Genomic DNA, 25797 nt, shown 5'->3' with positions numbered 1-25797 from the left:
CTCACCAGGTGATGACAACCGTGCGGCGGCCCCCCTCACCGTCCGCGGACGGCGTACCGCCGCTGCCGGGCGAGCCGATCCTGATGACGAGCAGGTCGAAGTCGAACTCCGCCTCGGCCCGCTCCGCGTCCGCGAGCCAGGCGTCGTAGAAGGCGCGCAGTTTCTCGCGCAGCAGCCGCTGCACTTCGGCGGCCCGCTGCCGGGCCATGACGGACGTGCTGCCGGAGCCGGTGATCGTCACTTCGGGCAGCGGGAGGCCCGCCCGGTGCGCGGTCAGGATCTCCTGGAAGATCACACGGGCCGTGCGGCGGGTTTCCAGGCGGGTCCGCAGCGTGAGGCTCTTCGAGCCCGCGGCGAATCCGATCACGGAATGGCCCGGCTCGTCGGGTGCCGAGGCCGCCGGGGGCAGCTTGAGGTAGTCGGTCAGGTCCTGTCGCGCGCCCTGCATGTGTGCGTTGACCCGCAGGGGTGGTGCGTTCCGGCCGGCAGTGCCCTGGGGGCCGAAGGTGAGGGTGATGTCCGTCGCGGAGAGCCGCGGGGCGCTCGGAACCGCGTGCCATGCGGCCAGGTGAGCCGTGAGCCGCTCGGTGAGATGGAGGTAGGCCTGCTGCTGAGGAGTGGCCACCCGCGCCCCCGGGTCGCCGGCGCTGCCGCCGCTCAGCTCCAACAGCGGCAGGGGCAGGCCTTCGCGGGCCCGCCATACGGCGACCCTGGCGACGGTCCGGGCGAGCCGGTCGAGGCGTTTCCTGTCCGCCTCGTCGAGGAGGCCGCCGGGGGGTTCGCCCTCGAACGACATGGTGTGGTCCTCGTGGCCGGCGAGGAGCACCATGGTCAGCGGGTTGGGTACCACCTCGGATCGCTTGGTGTGCATGTCCCCGCCGGGCGTGCGGCCGTCGTAGTAACGGAAGAACCAGCCGTCGCCGTTGCGCCGCAGGCTGTCCCCGGAGATGGCGGCCAGGAGCTGCCTGGCCTCCCGGCCGGCCATGTCGAGGTGTTGTTCGAGGTCGGGTCTGGCCTCTCCGGGTGCGGCGGTCAGTTCCGAGTTCAGCCGTGTGATGGTCCTGATGCATTCGAAGAACGCCACTTCAGGGCTGTTCGGGGCCAGTTCACCCCGCTCGACCTTGCCCCGGAGCCGGGCGGATGTCTCGTGGATGATCGGGGTGTAGTACTCGATGTTCCGCAACACGGTGTTGTTCACGACGGTCCGGGCATGTTCGCGGTTGGGGGCGTTCTCCAGAGTGACGATGCTGCCCCCGTCGGAGCTGAAGGCCACGGCGCCGGCGAAGTGATAGCCGAAGCCCTGGGCGATCTCGGTGGTCTGCCGCTTGCCGTCCTCGTTGCGGAACGGCACGCCCTGTACGACGAATCCCTCACCGATGTGCCGCGGCTGCGCGTATTTGTTGATGCCCAGCGCGGCGTTCTGGCCCTCCGCGAGGAGGCCCCGCTCGTAGGCGGCGTACTCCCGGCCGGGCGCCGGGGAGTCTTCGACGAACAGGCCCAGGCCCCGGTGCATCAGTTGTCTGGCCTGGTCGGCGGTGAGGACCGTGCCGTCCTGTTCCGCCGTGGCCAGTTCCTCGGCGAGGTGGGTGACTCCGGAGACTTCGGTCCCGCTGTCGGTTTCGATGGCGGCCAGGTGCGTGTTGCCCTGGGGCGTGCGCAGCACCACGTGGGACTGGCCGCCGCCGAGGACTTGCTTGGAGAAGTCGCGGCAGATGTCGACGGGCGGGGAGGAGAATTCGGGGGTGACCCGGACGAGGTCGCGGGTGACGCCGTTCGTGGTGACGCGGAGGTACGTGTCCGGGTGGGCCCGGAGCGTCACCTTGCTGCCTATGAGCTTCAACTCCTCGGAGGAGGCGGTGAAGTTCTCCATGGTGGTGAAGAACTCGCGCCCCGTTCCCGGTACGGCGATGGTGCCGTCCGGCGATACGGACATCGGGGCCGCCGGGTCCGGGTCTGCCCTGCGGATGGGGATGAAGGCAGGGAAGGCTTCCGGGTCCCCGTCCTGGCGTGCGTCGTAGAGCTCGGGTTCGTGGAGCCCCACGAACGGCCGGTCGTCACCCTGGAGCCCCTCGGGAGCCACCAGCCGGTGGGCCGGGGCTGCCGGCCGGCTGATGGACCGGGTCAGCCTGCCGGGCGTTCCGTCGCTCTGGGGGCCCAGGACCAGGAGGTCGGGGCCGCCTGCGGGGTTCGAGCGTGTCCCGATGTCACCGCTGTAGCTGTACGCCGAAAGGCCCGTCCTGTCGGCGAACCTCTGCGGGACGCCCTCGGCAGCGAGCCGCGAGGTGAGGAAGACGACGGGTGTGTCCGGGTGACCGGCGAGGTCGGGGTCCAGCTCCGTCAGTCTCTCCAGGAGATAGCCCTCGGCCACCCAGTCCTGCTCCTCCGGGTCGTAGGACTCGTCCGGGCGGGCCGGCAGGGTCATCTGGACGCGGCCGTCGGCGGCCGTTCTCGTCAACACCAGTACCGGCGGGCGCTCCGAGCCGGCCCAGGGTGCGGCGAAGATGGTCTCCTGCACGGCCCCGTCCGCGTGGCGGCCGAGCTTGACCAGCATGTGGGAGTCGAAGCCCTGGGGGGCGGGCCGGTCGCTCCAGTCCCACTGCACGCCGTGGGCGCCGGATTCCTGGGTCGCGGACTCGGCGGCACCGTCGCCGGACGTGCTTTCGTCGTCGGGCTCCGCTACCAGCCACCCTGCGTCGCGGAGTTGGTTCAGTCCTCCCAGGAGGTCGTCGAGGTCGATCGCGTTGAAGTTGTCCGCGCGACGCGCCTGGAGGCTGGGGGCGCCCTCGGTGTCGTCGTCGGACTCGTCCGGGTCGGCACCCGGTGCGAGCCCGGCGGCTCCGTCGTCGGACGTGCTCTCCTGCGGCGTGCTCTCGTCGTCGGCCCCCGCTCCCAGCAGTCCCTTGTTGCGGAGTTGGTTGAGCCCGTCCAGGAGGTCGGCGAGCTCGTTCATGTCGAAGTCGGCCTCGGTGTCGTCGTCGGGTTCGTCCGGGTCGGAGGCCGGTGCGTACTGCACGGCACCGTCGCCGGACGTGCCGGAGCCCGGCGGGGTGGTGGCCCCGGTTGAGTCGGCGGTGCGGTTGCGGTGGGCCGCCAGCGTCTGGAGGTCCTCGGTGCTGAGCCCGAGATCCCGTACCGGGAGGGATCCGTTCATCAGTACGGCTTGCGTGCGGACGGCGGGGGCGAGCACGAGTCCTGCCGCGTCCAGCTCCGCCAGCGGAATCTGCTCGTCGGCGGCCGGTACGTAGGTTCCCTCGAGCGCGTCGTCCACTGCGCGGGTGTCGGTGTCGGCGCCGGTGTCGAGGTCGCCGAACTCCGAGGCGGTCTCGCTGTCGCTGTCGGCGGTGTAGGTGTTCTCCGGGAGGGCCGACGGTGTGGCTGTGGCTGTGGCTGTGGCTGTGGCTGTGGCTGTGGCTGTGGTGGTGGGGTGTGGGGTGGGTTCGGGGCGGTGGCCGGGGTGTCGCCAGACCGTCGTGTCCCATGCGGCGTGCGTTCCGTCGGGCCGGGGGTGCATGACGACGCGGCTGATGCCGGTGTTGGGGTCCTGTTCGGTGCTGAGGGGGCCGTTGTAGCTGTAGACGCGGTGGCCGGTGAGGTCGGCGAGCATGTGCGGGAGCCCGCCGGGGTCCTGGTGGGGCGAGATGATGGCGATGGACCGCTTCTGCCTGCGCGTGTGCGTGGTCGGGTCGAGGGTGACCATGAGGTGGAAGAGCTGTTCGTAGGAGACCTCGTACGAGGTTTTCCCGCCGGGCATGGTGACGGTGAGAGCGCCGGTGTCCGTCCGGTTGACCAACAGCGCCAGGGGGGGCTCGGGCGTCTGCGACGGCGACGACCCCGGAGCGGGTGCCCACGGCGGCCGGGATTCCCTGCGAACGGCGGTGCCGTCCGGCTGGATGGTTTCGGTGATGAGTTCGGCGGTGTCCAGTCCCTCGATGGCGTCGTGGCCGCTCCAGTTCCACTGCACGGCGAGTTCGTCGGTCCGGCGGCCACGGGAGGTGTCCCAGAAGCCCTGCTGCCAGAGGTGGAGGGCAGCGAGGAGGTGGCGGCTGGGCGCGTCGAGGCGCTGTTCGAATGCCTTGGCCAGCAGGGCGCGCAGCTGTGCGCGGTGGACGACCGGCTGCCACAGCACGCCGGAGGGCATGTGCATGACCTCGCGTCCCCAGGTGCCGATGTTGTCGGCCCAGGGGCTGTTCAGGAGTTGTTCGGCGTCGGCGAGGGCCCATAGCGCGCGGGTCTCGACCGGGGCGCCGGCTGGGCGGGGGAACCTGCCGCGGGCCGAGACGAGCAGACTCTCGCCCCGGGCGGCGTGCTCGTTCATGACCTTGGACAGGGCGCTTGAGATGTCGCGGAGCGAGCGCTTGTGCTGGAGGGCGGTCCGGGCGCGTTCGAGGGCGGCGACGTAGTGGGACTGGTCGGGGTTCGGAGTGTCGTGCCTGGCGAGGTGGTCCCACATTTCCATGCGGAACTCAGGTGAGAGGGAAGTGAGTTCCGAGTCGCCGGCCCGGAGGGTTTCCAGTGCACCGATGCCTGCGAGGAGGTCGCGGAAACGGTCCGGGTTCGCCTGTGCGATGTCGTGGCCGAAGGTGAGGCGCAGGGCGCGGACGAGGCGGAGGGCGGTTTCGCGGGTGGCGGGGGGTACGTCGGTGTCGGGGCCGGGGTGGAGGCCGGCCTGGACGGCGAGTGCGCCGAGCTCCTCGGGCGCGGGCTCGGGCAGGAACCGGACCCGGCGGCCGAGCTCACCGCCCGGCTTGGACCACAGGGCCGGAGGCTCCGTCGTCGCCAGGCCGGCCTTGAAGGTGGTGGCGGTGACGGCACGGAGGCTGGTGTTGGCGACGTGCTGGCCGAGGGGGAGCGTGCGCAGGGGATCGTCGACCGGCGGCGGCGCGGCCACGTGGGTGTGGACGGGCTCGGGATTGTCGGAGGGGGTGGCGCCGTAGCAGAGCTGGAGCCAGATCTCGACGGCGTCGGGGAGCTGGGCGAACTCGGGCACGGTGCCGATGTATCGGCCGGCTTCCTCGGCGTTCAGCCACACGGGCTGGTTCTGTCCGCTCAGCCGGAGCCGGAGGAAGCCGGGAAGGCCGTGGGCCCTGAACACCGCGAGCGCCGATTTGGGGAGCGCGAGGTTCTCCTCCTTGAGGAGCAGCTGCAACGAACCCTCCACCTGCACCAGGTGCCGTTGGACGGTGAAGTCGCGGAACCCCCGGAGGCCGGATTCGCGCCTGCGATCGGCCTCGTTCAGGACGGAGACGTCGCCCTTGGCGTTGCCGACGAGCATGTCCTCGACGTGGCTCCGGGAGAAGGCGCGGCCGTCGGTGGTGGTGAATACGTCGTTGGCCCGGTCGGGGACGTGGCCGGCGGGCGGGTCGAAGCGGACCCAGCTGCCGGCGGGCTTGGTGCGGTTGACGGGGTCGTGGTCGAAGAGCCCGATGGTGGTGGTGGGGCCCTTCGCGGGGACGGTGACGGTGTGCAGGTGTCCGTCGAGGACGGGTGCCCAGAGGCTGGTGTCCTGGACAGTTGCGTTGATGGCGCGCAGCAGGCTGCGGGCGCCGGAGGCGAGGTTCGGGACGGGCAGGACGATGGGCATGCCGGAGGGCCGGTCGGGGTCTTCGGCGATGGTCTTGGCGACGTCGATGTCGCGCAGGACGCTGCCGTCGGGTCCGACGGCGCGGCCCTGTGCGTCGATGCGCAGGTCGACCACCCAGGCGTCTTCGCCCCACGGCGCGCGCACGCGCGTGACGAACTCCGGCTCGGCGCGGTCCGGGTGGACCGTGTATGCGGAGGTATGTGCGGTGGCGATCGGGCCGAATCCGTCCGCCGGCCGGCCTGACCAACTGCGTCCGGTGACGTCGCCGAAGGGGTCCTCGAGGAGGAGCGCGTCGTTCAGCAGGTTCGGGAGGACGACTGCGGGTTCGGGTGCGGGCTCGTGCGTTGCCGGGACGGAGCTCTGCGCCGCGGGCAACCCGACGGATGCCGTGGTGGCCGAGGTGGGCGGGAGCGGGGGAGAGGAGGACGTGCCGCTGTCGGGGTCGGCGTCGATGCGGCTCAGGACGTCGCCGCTATGGGTGGTGATGCGGAAGTCTTCGGGGTCGCCGAGGTCCGAGGTGGTGTCGTTGCCGTCGTGGTCGGGCACGTCGTTTCGACCGGGCTCCGTGAACAGTCCCCACGTGGCACCGCGGTCGTGGTATTGCCGTACGAGTTCCTGCGCCGCCTCCCCTGACGGAGGCGCCTGCTCGCGGCCGGCCAGACGGTCGACCAGCGCGGACAGCTCCGCGGCCTTGTCGGCGTCCCGGGCCGGGATGGCTTCCTCGGCCTCCGCGTTCTCCGCGGCCAGAATCTCCCCCGTCTCGGCGAATGCCAATAGCAGTGCCCGCACCCGTTCATCGAGGCCCGTCTGGCTGGCCCCGTCCCGGAAGAAGCGCAGGAAGCTGCGCTGCAGCAGGGCCGGCGCCGCGCGGTAGGCATCCAGGCCGGGGCCCTCCAGCGCGGCCAGCCAGTCCCTCGCCGCCTTCGCGGTCTGCTCCGCGTCACCCGCGAAATCCGCGCTGATGTGGGCGAGTTCGGTGCGCGTCGCGATGATCGCGCCAAGCCGGGGCAGCATTCCGGGCCCGCCGTCCTCCTGGACTGCCGCCAAGCGGTACAGCTGCTTGTGCAGGAAATGCTGAAGGCGAGCGACGCCCGGCGTCCCCGGTGCGTTCACCCGGTCGGGCCCGGGGAGCTCGCAGTTGTCGACCACCGCGTGCAGCTGCTCGATGAACTCCTCGTCCGACATGGGGGTGACGCCCAGTTCCTCCAGGCGCTGGAACAGGCCGTCGGACTGGACCATCATCTGCAGGTACATCACGCTCGTCTCTGTGGGCCCGCCGAGCTCCGGCCGGTGCGGGAGCAGCCCGGACCGCTCGCCGATCTGCCGGGCCGTGGCCAGACCCTCCATCACGGAGTCCGACGCGTGGTGGGCGAGCGCCGCCCACCGCTCTTCGAGCTGCTCGGCGACCGGGCTGAGCACCGACGGCGAGGCTGCCGAGCCCGGCTCCGCGGCGGCCTGGTGTTCGGCCTGCGACTGCTCGGCCAGGGCGGTGATCTCCTCGAGGGACAGGCCGCCGAACGCCGCGTTCCACTCCTCGTCGCTGAGGACCAGTTGCAATGCCCCGGTGATGGAGTCCTCCTCCTCCTCCTCCTCGGAGGTGCCGTCGTCGTTCTCGTCCCGGTCTTCGATCAGCGTGGTCGCGGTCGCGGTGATGTCGATGCCGTTGCGGTGCTCGGCGGGGGCTCCGGGCTCGCTGAGCCTGAGCAGTGCGCGGGCCGCGAGCCGGTCCACCGCCGCGTCGGGTGTGGGGTGGGCCAGGCGGGCCAGCAGTGCTCCGCGCAGGGCGAGTTCCGGTTCGGCGTCGGGGTCGAGCCGGAAGGCGATCTGCCGGCTGACGCTGGCGTAGTCCTTGGCCGAGAGGGTGCCCTGGGACACCCGGCGGGCGGCGTCCTCCAGCCGGCCGAGCTGCTCGCGGATGGCCGCGCGGGTCTGCGCCGGGGCGGGCGTGGACTTGCGCGGTGTCTCGGCCGGTGGCACCGGCGGGAAGCTCGTATACATCTCGACGCCGCCGGTGAGCTTGGCGATCGTCTTGCGCTGGCTGCGGACGGTGTTCTCGAACTGGTCGTCGCTCTTCCTGCCGGGACCGGTCGTCCGCTCGACCAGGGCGTCGAGCACGATCCGGGCGTACTGGGCGGGCAGTGCGCGCTGGTCGGCCTTGAACGTCTTGAGCATCCGGGCGAGCACGCCGCGGTTGCGGAGTTTGACCAGGTCGGCGGGGTGATCGGGCGTGGCGGCGATCTCCAGGTGGTGGGTCATCAGGATCGCGAGCTGGTCCGCGGTCTGTGTCAGACCGCGGCGCTGGGCCAGTGTCGTGGCGGCCTCGACGGGCTTGATCACCTTTTGCACCGTGTCGAGGTCGGTGAGCCCGTACCGCAGCAGGTCGGCCGCGGCCCTGCCGAGGTTCTCGACCCGGGCGAGAACCTCGGCCTCCTCGGTCAAATCCAATATGTTGCTTATGCGCCCCGCCGGGATCCGGTCGCCGAGAAGCATCTCCACGGCCCCGCGCACCAGCTCGACGGCCTTGCCGCGCAGCTCCTCGTCGAAGGCCGACGGGTCAGCGGCCAGATGGCGAAGCTGCCGCAGCCGCGCCAGCGAAGGGATCACTTCGCCTGCCCGGCCGGACCCAGTGGCGATCCGGGTCACGCCCACGTCCCCCGTCAGCTCTTCGAGCCGCTGGGTCAAGTCCTCCTCGCCCGGTCCCGCAGGTGCCATCAGCCTTTCGGCCCACAGCAGCTCCTGCTGGCCCGCACGGATGCTCGTGATGAGCGGCAGGTCGGGCCTCGGCTTGCGCAGCTCGGCAGCCAGGTCTTTGTCGAGTCGCTCTATGAGGGGTGCAGCCTCGTGGGTGTCGGATTTCCGCAGACAGTGGTGGTCGTACCGAGCCGCGCCCTCGTCGAGGAGCTGCCACGCCGGATTGGTGTGGTTGCCGAACTCCTGGACCACCTCCGCTTCCGTGATCAGCAGGTTTCGCTGCAGCCCCGTCCACTTCGCGATGGTCGTCTCGCGGTCCGGGTCGGCCGGCTGCCAGATCAGTGCGCGAGCGGCACGGATCAGCGAGATGAGCTCCTTCGCGTACTCCTTGACGGCCGCCTTGAGGGCCGCATCCTTCGCGAAGTTCTCCACTATGTCGCAGTACCGGTTGTAGAGGACCACGGTCTCGGCGAACGACATGTACTCCGCCTCACGAGCACGCCACAGCTGCGCCCTGGTCTGCAGGGTCCTCGTCCCGACCTTCCGCGGCGCGAGAGCCGCGACCATGGCCGGCGTGGCTGCCGGGTGGGCCTCCACCCGCTCGCTCAGGCCCGCGATCCGTTCGTGCACCGCCGCCGCGAACGTCTCGTAGCGGTCGTTGACCGCGGCGGCCCGGCGCTTGGCCGGATCGTTGGTCTGCTGCTGATCCAGCCGCAGCAGTTCCTCCGCCAGCTCCTTCTCCCGCTGCCCCATGCCGCTCAGCACGGTCTCCGGGGCCTGCTGCGACAGCGCGAAGACGACATCACTGACCGCGAGCCGCTGCTCGTACTCGTGCTTGCGCGACACCCTCAGCACATCGTCCAGATGGTGCCTCAGCTGCCGCGCTTCCAGCTCACCCAGCTCCAGCAGCGCAACGCCGGCCGTGGCCAGCACCTGCAGGTGGTGGTTGTACGCGACCCGGGGCAACGAGTTGCCCCGGTCGGTGACCTGCACCAGGCTGTACAGCAACGGCGGCCAGTGGCGCAGCCGCTCGGACGCGGACTCACCCAGTCGGTCACCCACCAGGTCGGCCAGCGCCTCGGCCGCCACCATCAGATGGCCGGCGTGATCCCGGAAGCCCCCGCCGAGACCCGTACCCAGCTCCACCGCCCGGCGCAGCAGGACCAGCGCCTCCTCCAATTCCCCTACAGCGAGCGCACCCTCGCCACGCGCCGACAGCTGCTCGACCGTGACCACGGCCTTCAGCGCCGCCACCGACTCGTCCAGTGCGTAGTCCTGCTGAGCCTGGGGAAGCTGGCTGGCCCTCGTCCCGGCGTCCTCCACCCACGCCGTGAGCTCCTCGAACGACACTACTCCGGAAGCCAGTTCCCGACGGCCGGCACCCCACAGCGCGGCCAGTCGTTTCCAAACGGCCTCAGCAGACTTCACCCGCCCCGCCGGCAACTTCGACGCCGCCAGCTCCCGCGCATCCTCACTCACGGCCACCGGCAGCGAGAGCTGCTCGACCGGGAGCGGTGCGGTCGCCGCGCTCTTGCCCTTCTTCGCGGTGGACGGCTTCGGCGCCGCCGGCGCGGCCTCGGGACCGCTCGCCGTCACCGGCACGGCCGGAACGCTCGTGGCAGTGGTGGCAGCAATGACGGCAGCGGCGGCGCTCTGCGCCTGGGGTGACATCCACGGGTTGACGACACCCGTGTTCCTGGGCTCCCGGTAGACCGGCCACGCCGCGCGGATGTCACCTCCCGACGCGTAACCGGCTATCCAGTTGCCGAACTTGTCGACACCCAGGAACTTGTCCGCGTCCACACCCGCCTTGGCCGCGTGCAGACCCCGGCGCAGATCCGTCGAACCCTGCACCACCGCGTACCGGTAGGCGTGCTTCGCCGACGCCTTGATCGAAGCCCAGCCCAGGTGCGGCGGGAAGAACGAACTCCCCTTCTCCGGCAGCGGACCCCACGCCACCGACGTGTACTTCAGCATCGCCTCGAACACGCCGTTCGCCAATGGAGCACTCCGCTCTGCCTCCGGGACCGGGACCCTCACACTCTGCCCGTCCTCCCACACGGAGATCAGTCCGTCCTGGTCCAGCTGGTGACCGCCCACCAGACCGAACCACTGGTCGACCCCGTTGCCCGTCTGCTTCGCCTCGGCCGCCAGCACGTGCCTCTTCACCGCCACCGGACGAGAGATCGTCACCCACACATCCTGCTGGGAGAGCGAAGATCCCGCCTGGGACGCCGAGACCGACTCACCGCCACCGCCGGCCGTCGTCGCCTTCTTCCTCTTGCCCTCGAACACCGGCCACTGCTCCACGGGCCCGGACACACCGTCCGGACCCCGCTCAGCCTGGGCCGCACTGTTGAAGACATACTGCGGACCAGTGATGAAGTTGTTCGCGGCGTCCAGCGCAACGGCCCACACCCGCGAGACCCGATCCGCATGCAGAGGATCCTCATCCGCAGGACGCACCTCACCCGTGTGACCGTCCACCCACAACACGCCGGTACCCGGCACGGACAACACGTTCCACACATGCGCCCAACCATCGGCGCCGGCACCGAAGACCAGCGCACCAGAACCCGCACCCGCACCCTCAACCCGTGCGAGTACCGCCCCCAGCGCCCCGCGACCCTCACCGAAGTACTCCGCAGCGAACCCCGTCCACTCCTGGGCCACCACGTGAGCCGAAACCGGCGGAGCCACCGGCTCCTGCGGCACCTGCGGAACCCCATGGAACGTCGAGTGCACTGCCATCGCCGTCACCACACAGTTGTCCGCCGTACCCGACGACGCATCCACATCCCCAGCGGGCGCCATCAGATCCAGCCACGCCCCCGGATGGGAGAACCCACCCACACGCGACAGCCGGTCGGCCAACGCCTCCTGACGCACACCGTCACGCCCGTGGTACGCATCCCCCCCGAGACCACCCAACAACACCTCGATCGACCCGAAGACCTGCCCCGCACCCTCGGGCGCCGCCGCCTGCAGACCACCCGTCTGTGTGCGCTCCAGGCGGTACGCGACCAGGTCCGCCACGCTGCCGGCCCGGTTCTCCGGTGTCGCGGAGGCCACCAGCGAGACCAGTTCGAGCTGCTGCTCCAGGGACGCGGGTGCGTCCGGGGCGAGCCCCAGGACGCGCCCGGCCACCGCCGTCACGGCAGCTTCCAGCCCGCCCGTCAGGAATTCGGCGGTCCCCAGGGCCGTGATCCGGGCGACGGCCGTGACCAGGGAGTCGAAGAGCTGGTGGGCCTCGATCTCCGGCCCGTACAGCTCGCGCACCTTGGCGGACCAGTCCTGCTGAATCCGCTGTGCGAGGTCGTCCACGGCCGCCGCACCGCTCGGCTGCCGGCTCATGACGGCGGACAGCTCGGCCGACGCGGCCCCGATGTCCGACAGCAGTCGTGCGTGCACCTCCGGGGCCAGGTAGGCGTTGCCGGGTCCGCGGTCGCCGGCCTGCCGGGTGAGCTTGTCCAGCAGCCCCGTCAGCTCCCCGGCGACGGCGGGCGGCAGCGGCTCACCGAGCGCGACCGCACCGATCGCCTCGGCCAGCCGCAGGGCGTCGTGCTCGGCGAGCAGCGGCTCCGGGGCGCCCTCCGCCTGGGGTTCCGGCAGCGCGGTCGCGTGGTCCAGCAGCGGCGCGAAGGCCCGGACCAGAGGGTGGCCGAGCACGCCCCGGACCATGGCGCGAAGGACGTCGTCGGACGGCTGCTCCGCGTGGCGGACCGCCCGTGCGTAGGTGCGCGCGCTTTCGGCGATCAGCTGCGCGACGACCTGCCGCAGTTCCTCGGGGCTGGTGAACGGGCTGATGAACCGGCCCCCTACGAGGACGTACTGCCGCAGTTCCACCAGCACCAGGGGCACCGCGAGGCGGCCACCGTCGGTGTCCAGTTCCGGATAGTCGTCCATACCGACGCTTTGCCACGCGCTCACCTGGTCGCCGGCCTCGGTGTGCCCGCGAAGGGCGGTGGACAGCTGGTCGCCGACGCTGCGTCCCCGGTAGCCGCTCTCCGGGTCGAAGAACCCCCCGTAGTTCAGGAGGTCTCCGAGGTCCACCAGAGCCGCACCGCTCTTCTCCTCGTATTGCCTGAGGTCCGACCGGAGCAGGAAGAGGAACAGATCCGTGAGCGCTTCGTGGTGCCGTTCCAGGAAAGCTCGGGTACGGGGCCGGAGAGCCGCGTGGATGACCCCGAACGAGTGGCGGGACGCAACCGGCAGCATGTTCTTCGTCAGCACCTCGAACCATTGATTCGCAGGTACGGCACTGGCGTGGGAGTACAGCAGCCAGCTGTAGCCCCAGACCTCGTCGATGTCCGGGATCGCCGCGAGGAACGGCACCTGCGCCGCCGTCACCCCGCGCTCGCCGAGAGCTTCGTGGAGGAAGCTCTCCGCCACCCGCTGGCCGAAGCTACGAGCCGTCTCGAAGGTCGTCCAGAGGACAGGGGAGTTCTTGACCGGGCCGCTCGCCAGATTGAGCATTCCGCGCAGGCCGGACGTGGCGAGGCCCACCGTGTAGTGGTTGTAGGTGGAGTGCGAGGGGCCGTCGATGCTCGGGTGCACCCGCAGCTGGGCGCCCACCTCGGTGGCCTCCCAGCCCGCCGTCGGCGTCAGCAGGTCGCTCAGGGGAAGGGAGATCCCGAAGAGGTCCGTGAGGTCGAGCGCTTCACGGGCCCGCGTCAACTCGGTCAACCGCTGCTCGGCCGACGGCCGCTGCTCGCCCGGCAGCGCCGCCATCGGCTGCACGACGAACTCGCCGATGGTGAAGCGGACGCTTCGGGGCTCACCCTGCCCGTGGGCCAGGGCGGCGCGGCGTGTCGCGTGCAGACTGCCGTCCGGCGCCCCCCAGAACGACATGTACTCGATCACCAGATCGATCCCGGGACCCTTGGCCAGGACCACCTTCCCCGGGAAGAGCGGCAGCCCGGTCTGCCTGTCCAGCAGCGCCGTCCCGTCGAGGAGGGTGAGGAAGTGCCGGTCCTCGGCCTCCACGCCGAGGGCGCCGTAGCGACGGTCGGTCGGGGCGTCGACCAGGGCGAGCGCGTCGGAGGAGGACTCGGCGAAGGCCGGCAGCGCGCCGCCCACGGCCTGTCCGGACGGGTCGATCACCACAGCCGTCGCATCGTACGGTGCGACCGCCGGCGGCGCGTCGGAGAGTCGGCGACGCTCGCCGGCGAGCAACTCCACCCACACCACGCCGCGGTCCGGCTCGCCCGCGGCCGGCCGCGGATAGTACGCGGCCCAGGCGTGCCCGGCCCGGTCGCCGGGACGGCCGGCCAGGATCAGCGCGGACGCGCCGTACCCCTGCCGCTCGACCGCCCCCGCGACGGACTCCCAGTCTTCCACCCGCTGCCAGTCCTCGCCCATCACCAGCGAGGACTGCGCGGATCTGCGGTCCAGCGCCGAATCGTCCAGCACGCCGGAGGCCCGCACCCCGTCCGGGAACAGCTCGCGCCGCAACCCCTGGAGCAGCGCGAGGCACTCCGCCACCGTCCCGGCGTGCGCAGCCGCCTCGCCCGCCACTCGGCGCACCACCGCCTGCAGCTCGGCCCGGCTCAGCCCGTGACCCGCTGCGCCCTCGTCGCCGTCCGGCCGGAAGTGCGGATTGGGAATCCACTTGCCCAGGTCGTTGGCGTTCTCTTCGAGTCGGCCCGTAGCGACGATCCGCCAGGCACCCTTGATGTACCGCGACGCCACACCGCCGGCGAAGGCGACCTCGTCCTCCTCGTCGTAGCTGTACGGGATGCCCGCCGCACCCAGCGTCCCGGCCACGTCGACGCCGCCCGACGCGTCGACCTCGTAGACGTACCCGTCGCTGCACCAGCTCGCCACCCACTCGCGGGACGCTCCGGTGCCCACGAATCCGTACAGCGCATCACTGCCGAGCCCGAGCCGCACGTGGGCGTCGAGGTCCAGGTTCGACGGGTCACGCGGCACGAAGCCCTCCGCGAAGATCACTCCGGGAGCGCGCCGATCGGCCCGGAACACCGGACGCCGGGGGAACCAGACCGGCGGCGGGAGGATGGCGGAGGCGTTCACCGGCACCACCGCAGCCGGCAGCAGGTTCTCCTCCTCAACGCCGGAGAAAGCGTCCTCGGCGGAGTCGGATCGGCCCTCGCTGCCGTCGTCCCCGTCGCTCCACTCGGCCGACGTCTCCGGGTCATCGAGATCGTCCCAGTTCACCTCGCGGTCGATCCGCAGGCGCGGCCCGGTCGAAGCGGCCAGGGCGCCGGCCGTGCTCGTCGCCGCCGAACCGTCCGAAGCCCCGGAGCCACTCAGGTCGCCGTCCGACCTCACCGCACCGTCGCGCGGAGCCGGCCGGCTGCCGGCGCCGCGCCCGCCGTCGGCCAAGGCGTGGACGGCCATGCCGAAGGCGAGGTTGGTCCGTGCGATCAGTTCGTCGTCGTCGGAGGCGAGTGCCTCGTCGAAGCGCTCGCCCCACTCGGCAGCCTGCTCCGGGCTCATGCCCTGCTCGATCGCCAGGGCTTCCATTCCGACCGCGTCGAGGCCTGGTTCGGGCTCGGTGTAGCCGAGCGAGAGCGGTACCCGGTCGCCGACGATCGCTGTCAGCCGCGCGAGGTTCCGCGGGCGCAGACGGCTCTGTGCCAGGCCGCTGCCCGGCTCGACCGGCGCGTTGTAGTCGCCCATCGCGCTGCCGTCGACCCGGAGGCCGTTCGCATCCGCACTGCTTCGGTGCTCGTCCGGCAGGCCCAGACGGTGGCCCACCTCGTGGCGCAGGTCGACGGCGAGCGCGTCGATGCGCCACCACGAGACCGTCATCGCCCCGTCGCCCGGCTCGATCAGCGTCACCGCGGCGTCGCTCAACTGCCCCTCGGCAACCGGCACCTGCTCCGGCGCGATCCGGGTCAGCGTCACCGTCGCCACATCGCCGTTGCCGAGCCTCAGTACATCCTCGGGGGCGTTGTACAGCTCCTCGACGCCCGCCAGGCCGCGCTGCCACAGCGCCTCCACCCTGGCCTCGTCGAACGCGTCCGCGTTCATCAGCGCGACCTGCACCTCCAGGTCGGTGTACACCTCTCCCCGGTACATGAAGCGCCGGACCAGGAAGTCGGCCTTCGTCGTCATCGGCTCCCCGGTCTCCGGGTGGGCCGCTTCCGGGCTCGGGTCCGACCACACGTGCTGCCGCCGCACCGGCAGCGCCGCCGCCCGCGCGGCCCACCAGCCGTCCTCGCTCCGCACACCCTTGAACGCGAACATGCCCGGCAGCGTCTCGCCACCACCGGACGCCTCCTGCGCCGACATCGGAGCCGTCGGCTGGAAATGCCCCGGCAACGCCCCGACCCCACTGAACGTCCCAGCCCAACCGCCGGGGAGGAAATGGTCGATGGTCAGCCCCTGGCCGGCCGCCGACAACGCCTCGGCCAGCAGGACCGGCAGCGCCTGGACCGGAGCCGGCTCCGGCTGGCCGCGCTGCGCGAAGTACTGCCCGAGCAGGTCGCGCAGGCGCGCCCAGGTCAGCATTGCGCTCTCGCCGCTGGCCGCGCGCATCGCGTCCAGCCAGGCGAAGCTGCGCAGCAGCGCGACGAAGGCCTCCTGGGCATCGTCCACCGCGCCACCGAACACCAGCCGCAGCGCGCGCACCCACCGAAGCACCTGGTCGGGGCTCGGCGCCCCGCCCTGCGCGTCACGCGGCATCAGACCGGCGAGACGGGTCAGTTCCGTCTCGTCGGGCTCGGGCCGGAACACCTTCCAGCAGGCCTCCGGATGGTCGATGTCCTGCACCTCGACGCGCCATCGTGAGGGCAGACCGTCCGACGGTGCCAGGTGTGCGATTTTGGCGTCGGTCGCCCACACCACCCGGTTCCACACGTTCGCGAGGATCTGGGCTCCGCGCGGTTTCTCCAGCAGGTCCCCCGCCCGGGCTGCCGCAGCGAAGCATGCCAGGGCGAGCACCGGCCGGTCGTCGGGCAGCAGTTGCATGCTCCGTCGGCGGCCGAAGAAGCTGCCGATCTCAGAGAACTCGGCATTGCGCCGGGTGCCGTCTCTCAGGATGAGTCCCCCGTCCTCCCAGTTCGAGTGGAACCCGACGACGTACGGGTCGGTGAAGGGCAGTTCGAACGGAGCACTCTCCCGGTGCGGCCGGCCGTCGGCCCGAAGGGGCTCGGAATGGACGTAGTGCCTCGTTCCGGAAATGTGCCTCAGGTTCTCGTCGATGTTCAGGTGGTTCGCAGGCGTCGACATCCGCCCGGTCTGGCTCCTGCCGTCCTGGGTCAGCTGGGTGAAGCTCTGGACGGCCGAGTCCGGGACCACCGTGCCGTCCATCAGCGTCACCGAGCCCTCGGGGCCGACGGCGTGCATGCCCGGGTCCGCCGGGACCCACTGCCCGGTCGGCAGGTCGGCGGCACTGCGGTCCTCGAAGACCAGCATCCGCCTGCCCCAGGCGTTCACGAGCCGGGACGTGTTGTCCGGAGACCAGACCCGCACGCCGAGCCCGCCGGCCACGATCCGCGGCCGCTCCGGGACGTTGTCGCCGTAGTTCGACACGGCCAGCACCACCTCGTCGCCGTTCCAGGTCGGGTCGTGGCGCAGCAGGTGGGGCAGTTCCTCCGGGTACACCACGACCTCGGCGTTGTCCCGGTCCCGGAGCAGCATGTCCCCGCTTCCCGGCTCGGCCCGCGCCGCGAGGACGTGGGCGCCCGGCGACCAGGCGGCAGGCCGTTCTTCCAGAGTGCCGTCCTGGTGCTTGACGGCGTAGGCGTCCTTGCGCAGCGGCATCCGCCCGGCCGTGGACCAGTTCCAGCCCGTGGGCCGTCCGTCTTCGTCCACCAGCAGGTGGGCGTCGTCGAACACCTCCCGGTGCACCTGGAGGTAGTACGCGCCCAGGGCGGCGAGGCTCTCCGCCCGGTCCACCTCGCCGGCACGGGAGGTCAGCCACAGCAGCAGACCGAGCTCGTGGTCCGAGACCGGCGCAGCCGGGTCCAGCCGCAGCACCCGCTTGGCGACCCGCTCGAGTGCCGCGTCGAGACCGCCCTCCGCGTCCGCGCCGCCCAGCCGCGACAGCTGTCCTACGGCGTTGACCAGCCGGTCGTACATGCCGTCGAGCTCGACGCGCGGTCCGTACAGTGCGCGGACCTTGGCGGCCCACGCCGCCGCGTCCTGCTGCGCGCTGTCGGGCGCGGCGGGCTGGTGACGGCGGTCACCGGACTGCCCGGCAGGGGCGGCCGCCGAGGCCGGGTCCGCCTCGGCGGTCCCGTCCCCACTGGGCTCCGTGAACAGTCCCCACGTGGCACCGCGGTCGTGGTATTGCCGTACGAGTTCCTGCGCCGCCTCCCCTGACGGGGGCGCCTGCTCGCGGCCGGCCAGACGGTCGACCAGTGCGGACAGCTCGGCGGCCTTGTCTGCGTCCGGGGCCGGAACGGCGTCCTCGGTCTTTTCGGCCGCGACCAGACCGTTCGCCAGCCGGTCCCTCCTCGTCTTCTCGAGCGCCGCCCCGAGTGCCAGCACCCGCCTCTCCGGACCCGTCCGGCGGGCCGCTCCCCCCTTGAAGAAGCGCAGGAAGCTGCGGTGCAGCAAGGCCGGCGCCGCGCGGTAGCCGTCCAGGCCGGGGCCCTCCAGCGCGGTCAGCCAGTCCCTCGCCGCCTTCGCGACCTGCTCCGCGTCCTGTCCGAAGAGCGCGCTGGTGTAGGCGAGTTCGGTGCGCGCCACGTTGATCGCACTCAGCCGGGGCAGCATTTCGGGCCCGCCGTCCTCCTGGACGTGCGCCCACTGGTACAGCAGCTTGTGCAGGGTGCGGTGGAGGCCGGCGCCCTGCATCGTTTCCGGTGCGTTCACCCGGTCGGGCCCGGGGAGCTCGCAGTTGTCGACCACCGCGTGCAGCTGCTCGATGAACTCCTCGTCCGACATCGGGGTGGTGTCCAGTTCCTCCAGGCGCTGGAACAGGCTGCTGTGCTGGGACGCCATGTACAGGTAGGGCACGGTGCTCTCCGGGACCATGACGAGATCCTGTCGGGTCGGGAGCAGAGTGGCCCGCGCCCGGATCTGCTGGGGCGTGGCCAGACCCGCCGCCACGGAGCCCGTCGAGTGGTGGGAGAGCTCTCTCAGCCGCGTCCTGAGCGGCTGCACGATCGGGCCGAACGGGAGGTCTCCCGACGGCGAGGCTGCCGAGCCCGGTTCCGCGGCGGCCTGGTGTTCGGCCTGCGACTGCTCGGCCAGGGCGGTGATCTCCTTGAGGGACAGGCCGCCGAACGCCGCGTTCCACTCCTCGTCGCTGAGGACCAGTTGCAGTGCGCCGTCGATCCGCCTGTCCAACGAAGTGTCGCTGTGGGTCTTCTTGCGGTCTTCGATCAGCGTGGTCGCGGTCGCGGTGATGTCGATGCCGTGACGGTGCTCGGCGGGGGCTCCGGGCTCGCTGAGCCTGAGCAGTGCGCGGGCCGCGAGCCGGTCCACCGCCGCGTCGGGTGTGGGGTGGGCCAGGCGGGCCAGCAGGGCTCCGCGCAGGGCGAGTTCCGGTTCGGCGTCGGGGTCGAGCCGGAAGGCGATCTGCCGGCTGACGCTGGCGTAGTCCTTGGCCGAGAGGGTGCCCTGGGACACCCGGCGGGCGGCGTCCTCCAGCCGGCCGAGCTGCTCGCGGATGGCCGCGCGGGTCTGCGCCGGCGCGGGCATGGACTTGCGCGGTGTCTCGGCCGGCGGCACCGGCGGGAAGCTCGTGTACACCTCGACGCCGCCGGTGAGCTTGGCGATCGTCTTGCGCTGGCTGCGGACGGTGTTCTCGAACTGGTCGTCGCTCTTCCTGCCGGGACCGGTCGTCCGCTCGACCAGGGCGTCGAGCACGATCCGGGCGTACTGGGCGGGCAGTGCGGGCTGGTCGGCCTTGAACGTCTTGAGTACTCGGGCGAGCACGCCGCGGTTGCGGAGTTTGACCAGGTCGGCGGGGTGATCGGGCGTGGCCGCGATCTCCAGGTGGTGGGTCATCAGGATCGCGAGCTGGTCCGCGGTCTGTGTCAGACCGCGGCGCTGGGCCAGTGTCGTGGCGGCCTCGACGGGCTTGATCACCTTTTGCACCGTGTCGAGGTCGGTGAGCCCGTACCGCAGCAGGTCGGCCGCGGCCCTGCCGATGTTCTCGACCCGGGCGAGAACATCGGCCTCGCCGGTGAAATCCAGTGAGTTGTTCATCCAACCCGTCCGGATCCGGTCGCCGAGAAGCATCTCCACGGCCCCGCGCACCAGCTCGACGGCCTTGCCGCGCAGCTCCTCGTCGAAGGCCGACGGGTCAGCGGCCAGATGGCGAAGCTGCCGCAGCCGCGCCAGCGAAGGGATCGCATCGGCCGCCCGGCCGGACCCAGTGGCGATCCGGGTCACGCCCAGGTCCCCCGTCAGCTCTTCGAGCCGCTGGGCCAGGTCCTCCCTGCTCGGTCCCGCAGGTGCCGGCAGCTTCTGTGCCCACAACAGCTCCTGCCGGCCCACCCGGATGCTGGTGACGAGCGACAGGTCGGGCTTCGGGCGACGCTGCGCGGCCGCCAGCTGCTCGTCGTGCGACACCATCAAGGACGCCAGCTTGGCGGGGGCGCCCAGTACCGCATCGAGATTCCCCCGGTGCGTGCGGTTGTCGAGGAGAGTCCACGCCACGTTGCCCTGGAGGCTGAACTGCCAGGTCACCTCTGCTTCCGCGATCAGCAGCCCGCGCTGCATCCTCGTCCACGCTCCGACGGTCGTCTCGCGGTCCGGGTCGGCCGGCTGCCAGGTCAGTGCGCGAGCGGCACGGATCAGCGAGATGAGCTCCTTCGGGTACTCTCCGGCGGCCGTCTTGTTGGCCTGGCTCCTTTCGAAGGCGGACTTCAGGCCGAGACCGAGATACCGGTCGTGGAGGACCTTCGCCTCGGCGAACGACAGGTATCCCGCCTCACGAGCACGCCACAGCTGCGCCCTGGTCTGCAGGGTCCGGCTCCCAAGCATCCGCGGCACGAGAGCCGTGACCATGGCCGCTGTGGCTGTCGGGTGGGCCTCCACCCGCTCGCTCAGCCGGGTGATCCGTTCGTCCACCGCTGCCGCGAACGTCTCGTAGCGGTCGTTGACCGCGGCGGCCCGGCGCTTGGCCGGATCGTTGGTCTGCTGCTGATCCAGCCGCAGCAGTTCCTCCGCCAGCTCCTTCTCCCGCTGCTCCATGCCGCTCAGGACCGTCTCCGGAGCACGCTGGGACAGGGCGAAGACGACATCACTGACCGCGAGCCGCTGCTCGTACTCGTGCTTGCGCGACACCTTCAGCACATCGTCCAGATAGTGCCTCAGCTTCCGCGTGTCCAGCTCACCCAGCTCCAGCAGGCCCACTCCGGCCGTCGCCAGCACTTCGAGGTGGTGGTTGTAGGCGATCCGGGGCAGGTTGCTGCGACGGTCCGTCACCAGCACCAGGCTGTGCAGCAACGGCAGCCACTGCAGCACGTTCGCCGGTACCGACGCTCCCAACCGGTCGGACGCCAGTTGCGCGAGCGCCTCGGTCGCCAGCATCAGGTCGGCGGCATGGTCCTGGAAGCCGCCGGCCAGGCCCCACCCCAGCTCCACCGCCTGCTGCAGCAGCTCCAGCGTCTCCTCGAGCCCCGCCGCATCGACATCCGCGTCCGGAGCGGACAGCCGGCCCACCGACACGACCGCCTTCAGCGACGCCACCGACTCGTCCAGCCCGATGTCCTGCTGCGCGGCCGGCAACTGCTTCACCCGAGCGGCGACCTCGCCCACCCAGGACATGAAGACGTCAGCCGCCACCGCTCCGGCAGCCAGTTCGCGACGGCCCGCGCCCCACAGGGCGTCCAGCCGTGTGCGTACCACCGCGGCCGACTTCACCCGGCCCGCCGGGAACCTCGACGCCGCCAACGCCTCCGCATCAGTGCTCGCGGCAACCGGCAGAACGACCTGCTCAACCGGTGCCGGGGCGGCGGCGTTGTCCTGGTCCTGCGAGTCCGCCGCCTGGGTGGCCTTCGCAGTGCTCGTCACCGGTACGGCCGGCACGCTCTGCTGCACCTGCGGAACGCGGACCCACGGGTTGGCCGCACCCCGGTCCATCGGCTGCCGGTACACCGGCCACGCCGTCCTGAGGTCACCACCCGTCGCATAACCGGCAATCCAGTTGCCGTACTGGTCGACACCCAGGAACTTCTCCGCGTCCGTACCCGCTCTCGCCGCGTGCAGACCCCGGCGCAGATCCGCCGCACCCTGCACGACAGCGTACTGATACGCCTGCTTCGCCGAATCCTTGATCGATGCCCACCCGACGTACGCAGGGAAGAACGAACTCGCCTTGGCCTCCAACGGCCCCCACGCCACTGACGTGTAGCGCAACGTACCCTCGAACACGCCGTTCGGCAGTGGCGCATTCCGGTCCTCGGGCAGGACCGGAATCCGCACACTCTGCCCGTTTTCCCACACTTCGATCGAACCGTTCGCACTGAGCTGGTGACCACCCGTCAGTCCGAACCGCGAACCACCCCACGCATCGGTCGTCCACTTCGCCTCCGCCGACAGCAGATGGCGCCGAAGCCGGGCAGGACGACTGATCGTCACCCACACATCCGCCGGCGCCAGCACCGCAGCACCCGGGGCGGACGAGGCGGGGACAGACGTGGAGACGGGCGCAGCACCGGGCGCGGTCCCGGTGCCGGTGCCGGCGGCGGATGCAGCGCTGCCGGCGGCCGTGGCCTTCTTCTTCCTGGCCCCGAACACCGGCCCCGCCTGCACCGGCGGGAACGGACCGGCCTGGCCCAACTCCGCCTCGGCCATGGCATTGAACCCACCCGGACCCGCGATGAAGCCATTCCCCGCGTCCAGCGCAATCGCCCACACCCGATCCAGGCCATCCGCATGGAGAGGTACGTCCCCGGGCCTCACCTCACCCGTGTGAGCGTCCACCCACAACAGGCCCGAGCCCGGTACGAACAACAGGTTCCACACGTGCGCCCAGCCATCGGCACCTTCGCCGAACACCAGCGCACCGGAACCCTCACCCGCACCCGCAACCCGCTCCAGCACCCCCGCCAACGCCCCGGATCCGGAACCGAAGAACTCGGCCGCGAACCCCGACCACTCCTGCGCCACCACATGCGCACCGACCGGCGGAGCCACCGGCTCCTGCGGCACCTGCGGCATCCCGTGGAACGTCGAATGCACCGCCATCGCCGTCACCACACAGTTGTCCGCCGCATCGGCCGGACCACCACCCAGCAGGTCCAGCCACACCTCCGGGTGCGAGAACCCGCCGGGCACCGCACCCGCACCGGACAGCCGCCCGATCAGGTCGTCCTGACGCCCGGCATCCCGACCGTGGTACGCCCCCGCACCGAGGCCCTCCAGCAGCGCCTCGATCGACCCGAAGAACCGGCCGGCGCCATTCTGCTGGAGGTAGGGCTCCCAGGCTCGCCGCAGGTTCGCGTCGACCTCGACCGTCGATGCGGTCGAGGTGGGCGCGGTCACGATCGTGGCGGTGTCGACCGGGGCGGTCGCGGACGGCAGGGGAGCGGATGAGGTGGTACTGGTCGCGTCGAAGAACGGTATCCCGTTGTCGAGGAGCATGCTCTCGGCGGCCGACCTGGCGGACGTGCCGGGTGCGAGCATGCTCTCGTCGAACCCGTCGTTGGGAAGCCACTCACCCAGTGCGGCGATCGAGTCCCCCGCCTCGTCCGTCAGGATCTCGAAGGCACCGGCGATATGGCGGTACCGGGTGCCGCCGAGGGCCGTGACCTCCTGCTGCTTCAGGTGCGGGTTCATGGTGGGGCCGAGGTTGGCCACGCTGTCGTTGGCGTCTATGCCGCCGGGGAAGAAGCCGACGTAGAAGTAGCCGCTCCACTCGGCGCCCTTGCCGGCGGTCCGGAGGAGGCCGGGTGTCTTCGTCCACGAGACGAAGACCGATCCGGACCCGCCCATGAGGGCGGTTACGTGCTCGTGGAGATCGGTGATGCGGGTGCTCTTCGGCGTCATGCCGGCCGTGAAGATCAACTCCGGATCGCGGCCGTCCACGCGCCATACGGGCCTACTCCGCCAGTCCGGTCGGTCGCTCGGGATCCACCGGTCGATCTCGGACGGTTTGGGCAGCCCGGTCACCGCCGCGGTGTGGTTCCACAGGTCGTGCGGGTGCAGGGCAGACAGTTCGTCAGGAGTGGGCCGTGCGTCGGACGGGAGCACCGGGAAGCGCTGGGTGCGGCGGAGCGTGCCGAGGTGGCTGCCCACCAGTTCGTGATCCTTCTCGGCACGGCTGTTCTGACCCGGAACGTAGACCTTGTTGGTCACCGCCTTCGTGAGGCGGTTCTCGTCCAGCCAGAGATCCGTACCGGTGCTGAGGGCGCGGTCGAGCTCGCTGCCGGGTCGGCCGAGGAAGGGGAACTTCTCACGGGTGGCCCGAAGGTCCACGGCTTGTCCCTCGGCGACGGTGACCCGGAGCAGCTGGTGGCCCTTCGGTACGGTCTGCGGTTTCGTGCGGGACAGCGCCATCCGCCCGTTGTTGGCAGTGATGCCGTCGGCCAGCAGGCGTTCGCCGGACGTCGTGGTCAGGAGGTAGGCGTCGGCCTTCGTGCCGGCCGGCCACCGAACGGCATCCGAGGGCAGACCCAGGACGGAGCCGGGCACCTCGATTCTGATGCCGAGCGGGGATGGCCGGTCGAGCGTTCGCACCTCGGACAGGGCACCCGCGCTGACACTCGCGTGCCCGATCACCGTCGACCGCTCGGCCAGTGACGGGGGGAGGAGGTAGAGCGGACGCTGGCGGTCGAGCGCGTCTTGGAGCGATTGGGGAGCCGAACGTCCTGTCTTGCCGGAGAAGGTCCGGAGGAGGTCCACTGCTGCACCGGCCGGGACCGAGATCTGCAGGACGGTCTCCGCTCCCAGAGGAGCGTGGAGCCGGGCCGACGCCGGGTCCGGCGAGGCAACGAGAGCCGCCACGTCTCCCGGGACTCCTTCGTCCAGAACGACCGCGAGTTTACGGTGGGTCGCCACATAGACCACCAGCGGCTCCGGGTTGACGACGGGACTGGGCGGCAACCAGTGGATCTCGTTGAAGGCTGCCTCGCCCGTCTCCGTACCACGGGCCGGGACGGTGACCGGGGCCTCGGGAGTCGGGCCGGGCTCGGGGGCGGTGGACTCAGGGTCCATGACGGTGCTGCTGTTGACGCGGTGGACGTCGGCGGGCGCGGTCTGCGGGAGAAGAGGGGTGGTGGAGCTGCGGTGGGCCGCGAGGGTCTCGAGGTCCCGAGGGCTGAGCCCGAGATCCTTCACCGGGAGGGATTCGTTCATCATCACGGCTTGCGCGCGGATGCCGGGTGCGAGGGTGAGGCCGGCCGCGTCCAGTTCCGCCAGCGCGATGCGCTCGTGGGCGGTCGGCAGGGTGGGTGTCGCGGGCCGGGTGGCCGGGGTGACGGTGATGGCAGGGGTCTGCGTGGTGATGGTGATGGCAGGGGTCTGCGTGGTGTCGGCCGGAGGCCGGGGTGCCTGAGCGGTGGTGTCGTCGGCGGTCGTCGTCGCGGTGGCCGTGGGCGGCAGGGGGCGGGGGAGGGCGGCCAGGTAGTCCGAGCCGCGTTGGTAGACGGCGAGTTCCGGCAACGCCGTGTCGGGCGGGGTACTGCTGGACGTACCGTCCTCGTTGACCAGCGTGATGCGGACGCCCAGGGCCCGGGTCGCCAGTACGACGGCCAGGTCTGCGGTCGCCGCGTCCCAGCGTCGGGCAGTGAGGAGTTGGGTGCGGATCAAGGTCTCGACCTGAGCGCGGTCGAGCGCGGCCACGGTCTGCGGCGACAGCGTTCCACCGTCGGCGCGCAGCCCTGCCAGGGCGTCCGCGTCGAGGGCGCCCGCCAGGGAGGAGCGGTCGCCGGAGTGGAAGACCGCCTGGGGGTCCAGCTGGGTCGAGGGCGGCAGGACGCCGGCCGCGACGGCCGAGGCGATGGCCTCGGGCGTACGGGGAAGCACCGGGACCGCTGGAGCGCCCGGGCCCGGTACCGGAATCGCCTGCGCCAGTGCCCTCGCGAGCGCCGGGTAGAAGCCGTTGCCGTCGCCCTGCGGCTCCACCAGGTCGTAGACGCGTCCGTCGGGCCCCGTGACCGTACGGTGCTCCGCGTCCGATTCCGCGTCGAAGCCCGTGCTCGCAGCGGTGGCAGCGCCCGCGGGCTGCTTCCACGGGGGTGCGGAGTGTGCCGGACGCTTCGGTTCCGTCCCCGTGGGGGCAGGAGGGACGGCCGCGGTGAGCGGAGAGGCCACCTCGCCGGCCCGCAGGGGCAGTGCGGCGCTGAAGACCTTGTCCGCCAGGTACAGGACCACGTGCGGCGCGTCCTGCCCTGTGGGGGACGGGAACGTCTGGAAGCGGCCCTCGGCGTCGACGACCGTCACCGTGACCCCGTACGTACGGGAGGCGAGCACGGGCAGCAGGTCGGCCGCTCCGTGGTCCCAGCCCGAGTCGTCCGCCGCCCGGCCGTCGCGCATCAGCTGGGAGACGGCCAGGTCGAGGCGTTCGTCCCGGGTGAGCGACAGCTTGACGGAGGGCGGCAGCACCCCCTGACGGTCGTCGTACTCACGCCGCTGCGGCGTGCCGGCCGCCAGGTCGA

Annotated in this window: 1 protein-coding gene (cut by a window edge); it reads right to left on the bottom strand. The window is 71.3% G+C overall.

The window, feature by feature from the left end:
- Nucleotide 1: 1 nt before the first annotated feature.
- Nucleotides 2–25797 carry the 3' portion of a lonely Cys domain-containing protein gene (locus ACFYXV_RS32125; protein WP_389384809.1) on the bottom strand. It continues 12250 nt past the right edge of the window, so the window shows 25796 of its 38046 coding nt (coding positions 12251–38046); the start codon falls outside the window, past its right edge — the gene reads right to left on this strand; its stop codon occupies nucleotides 2–4.

The organism is Streptomyces sp. NPDC002181 (assembly GCF_042890485.1).
In the GTDB taxonomy this organism is placed as follows: domain Bacteria; phylum Actinomycetota; class Actinomycetes; order Streptomycetales; family Streptomycetaceae; genus Streptomyces.
Note: the sequence above shows the minus strand (reverse complement) of the source record. Positions and strands in the feature narration are given on the sequence as shown.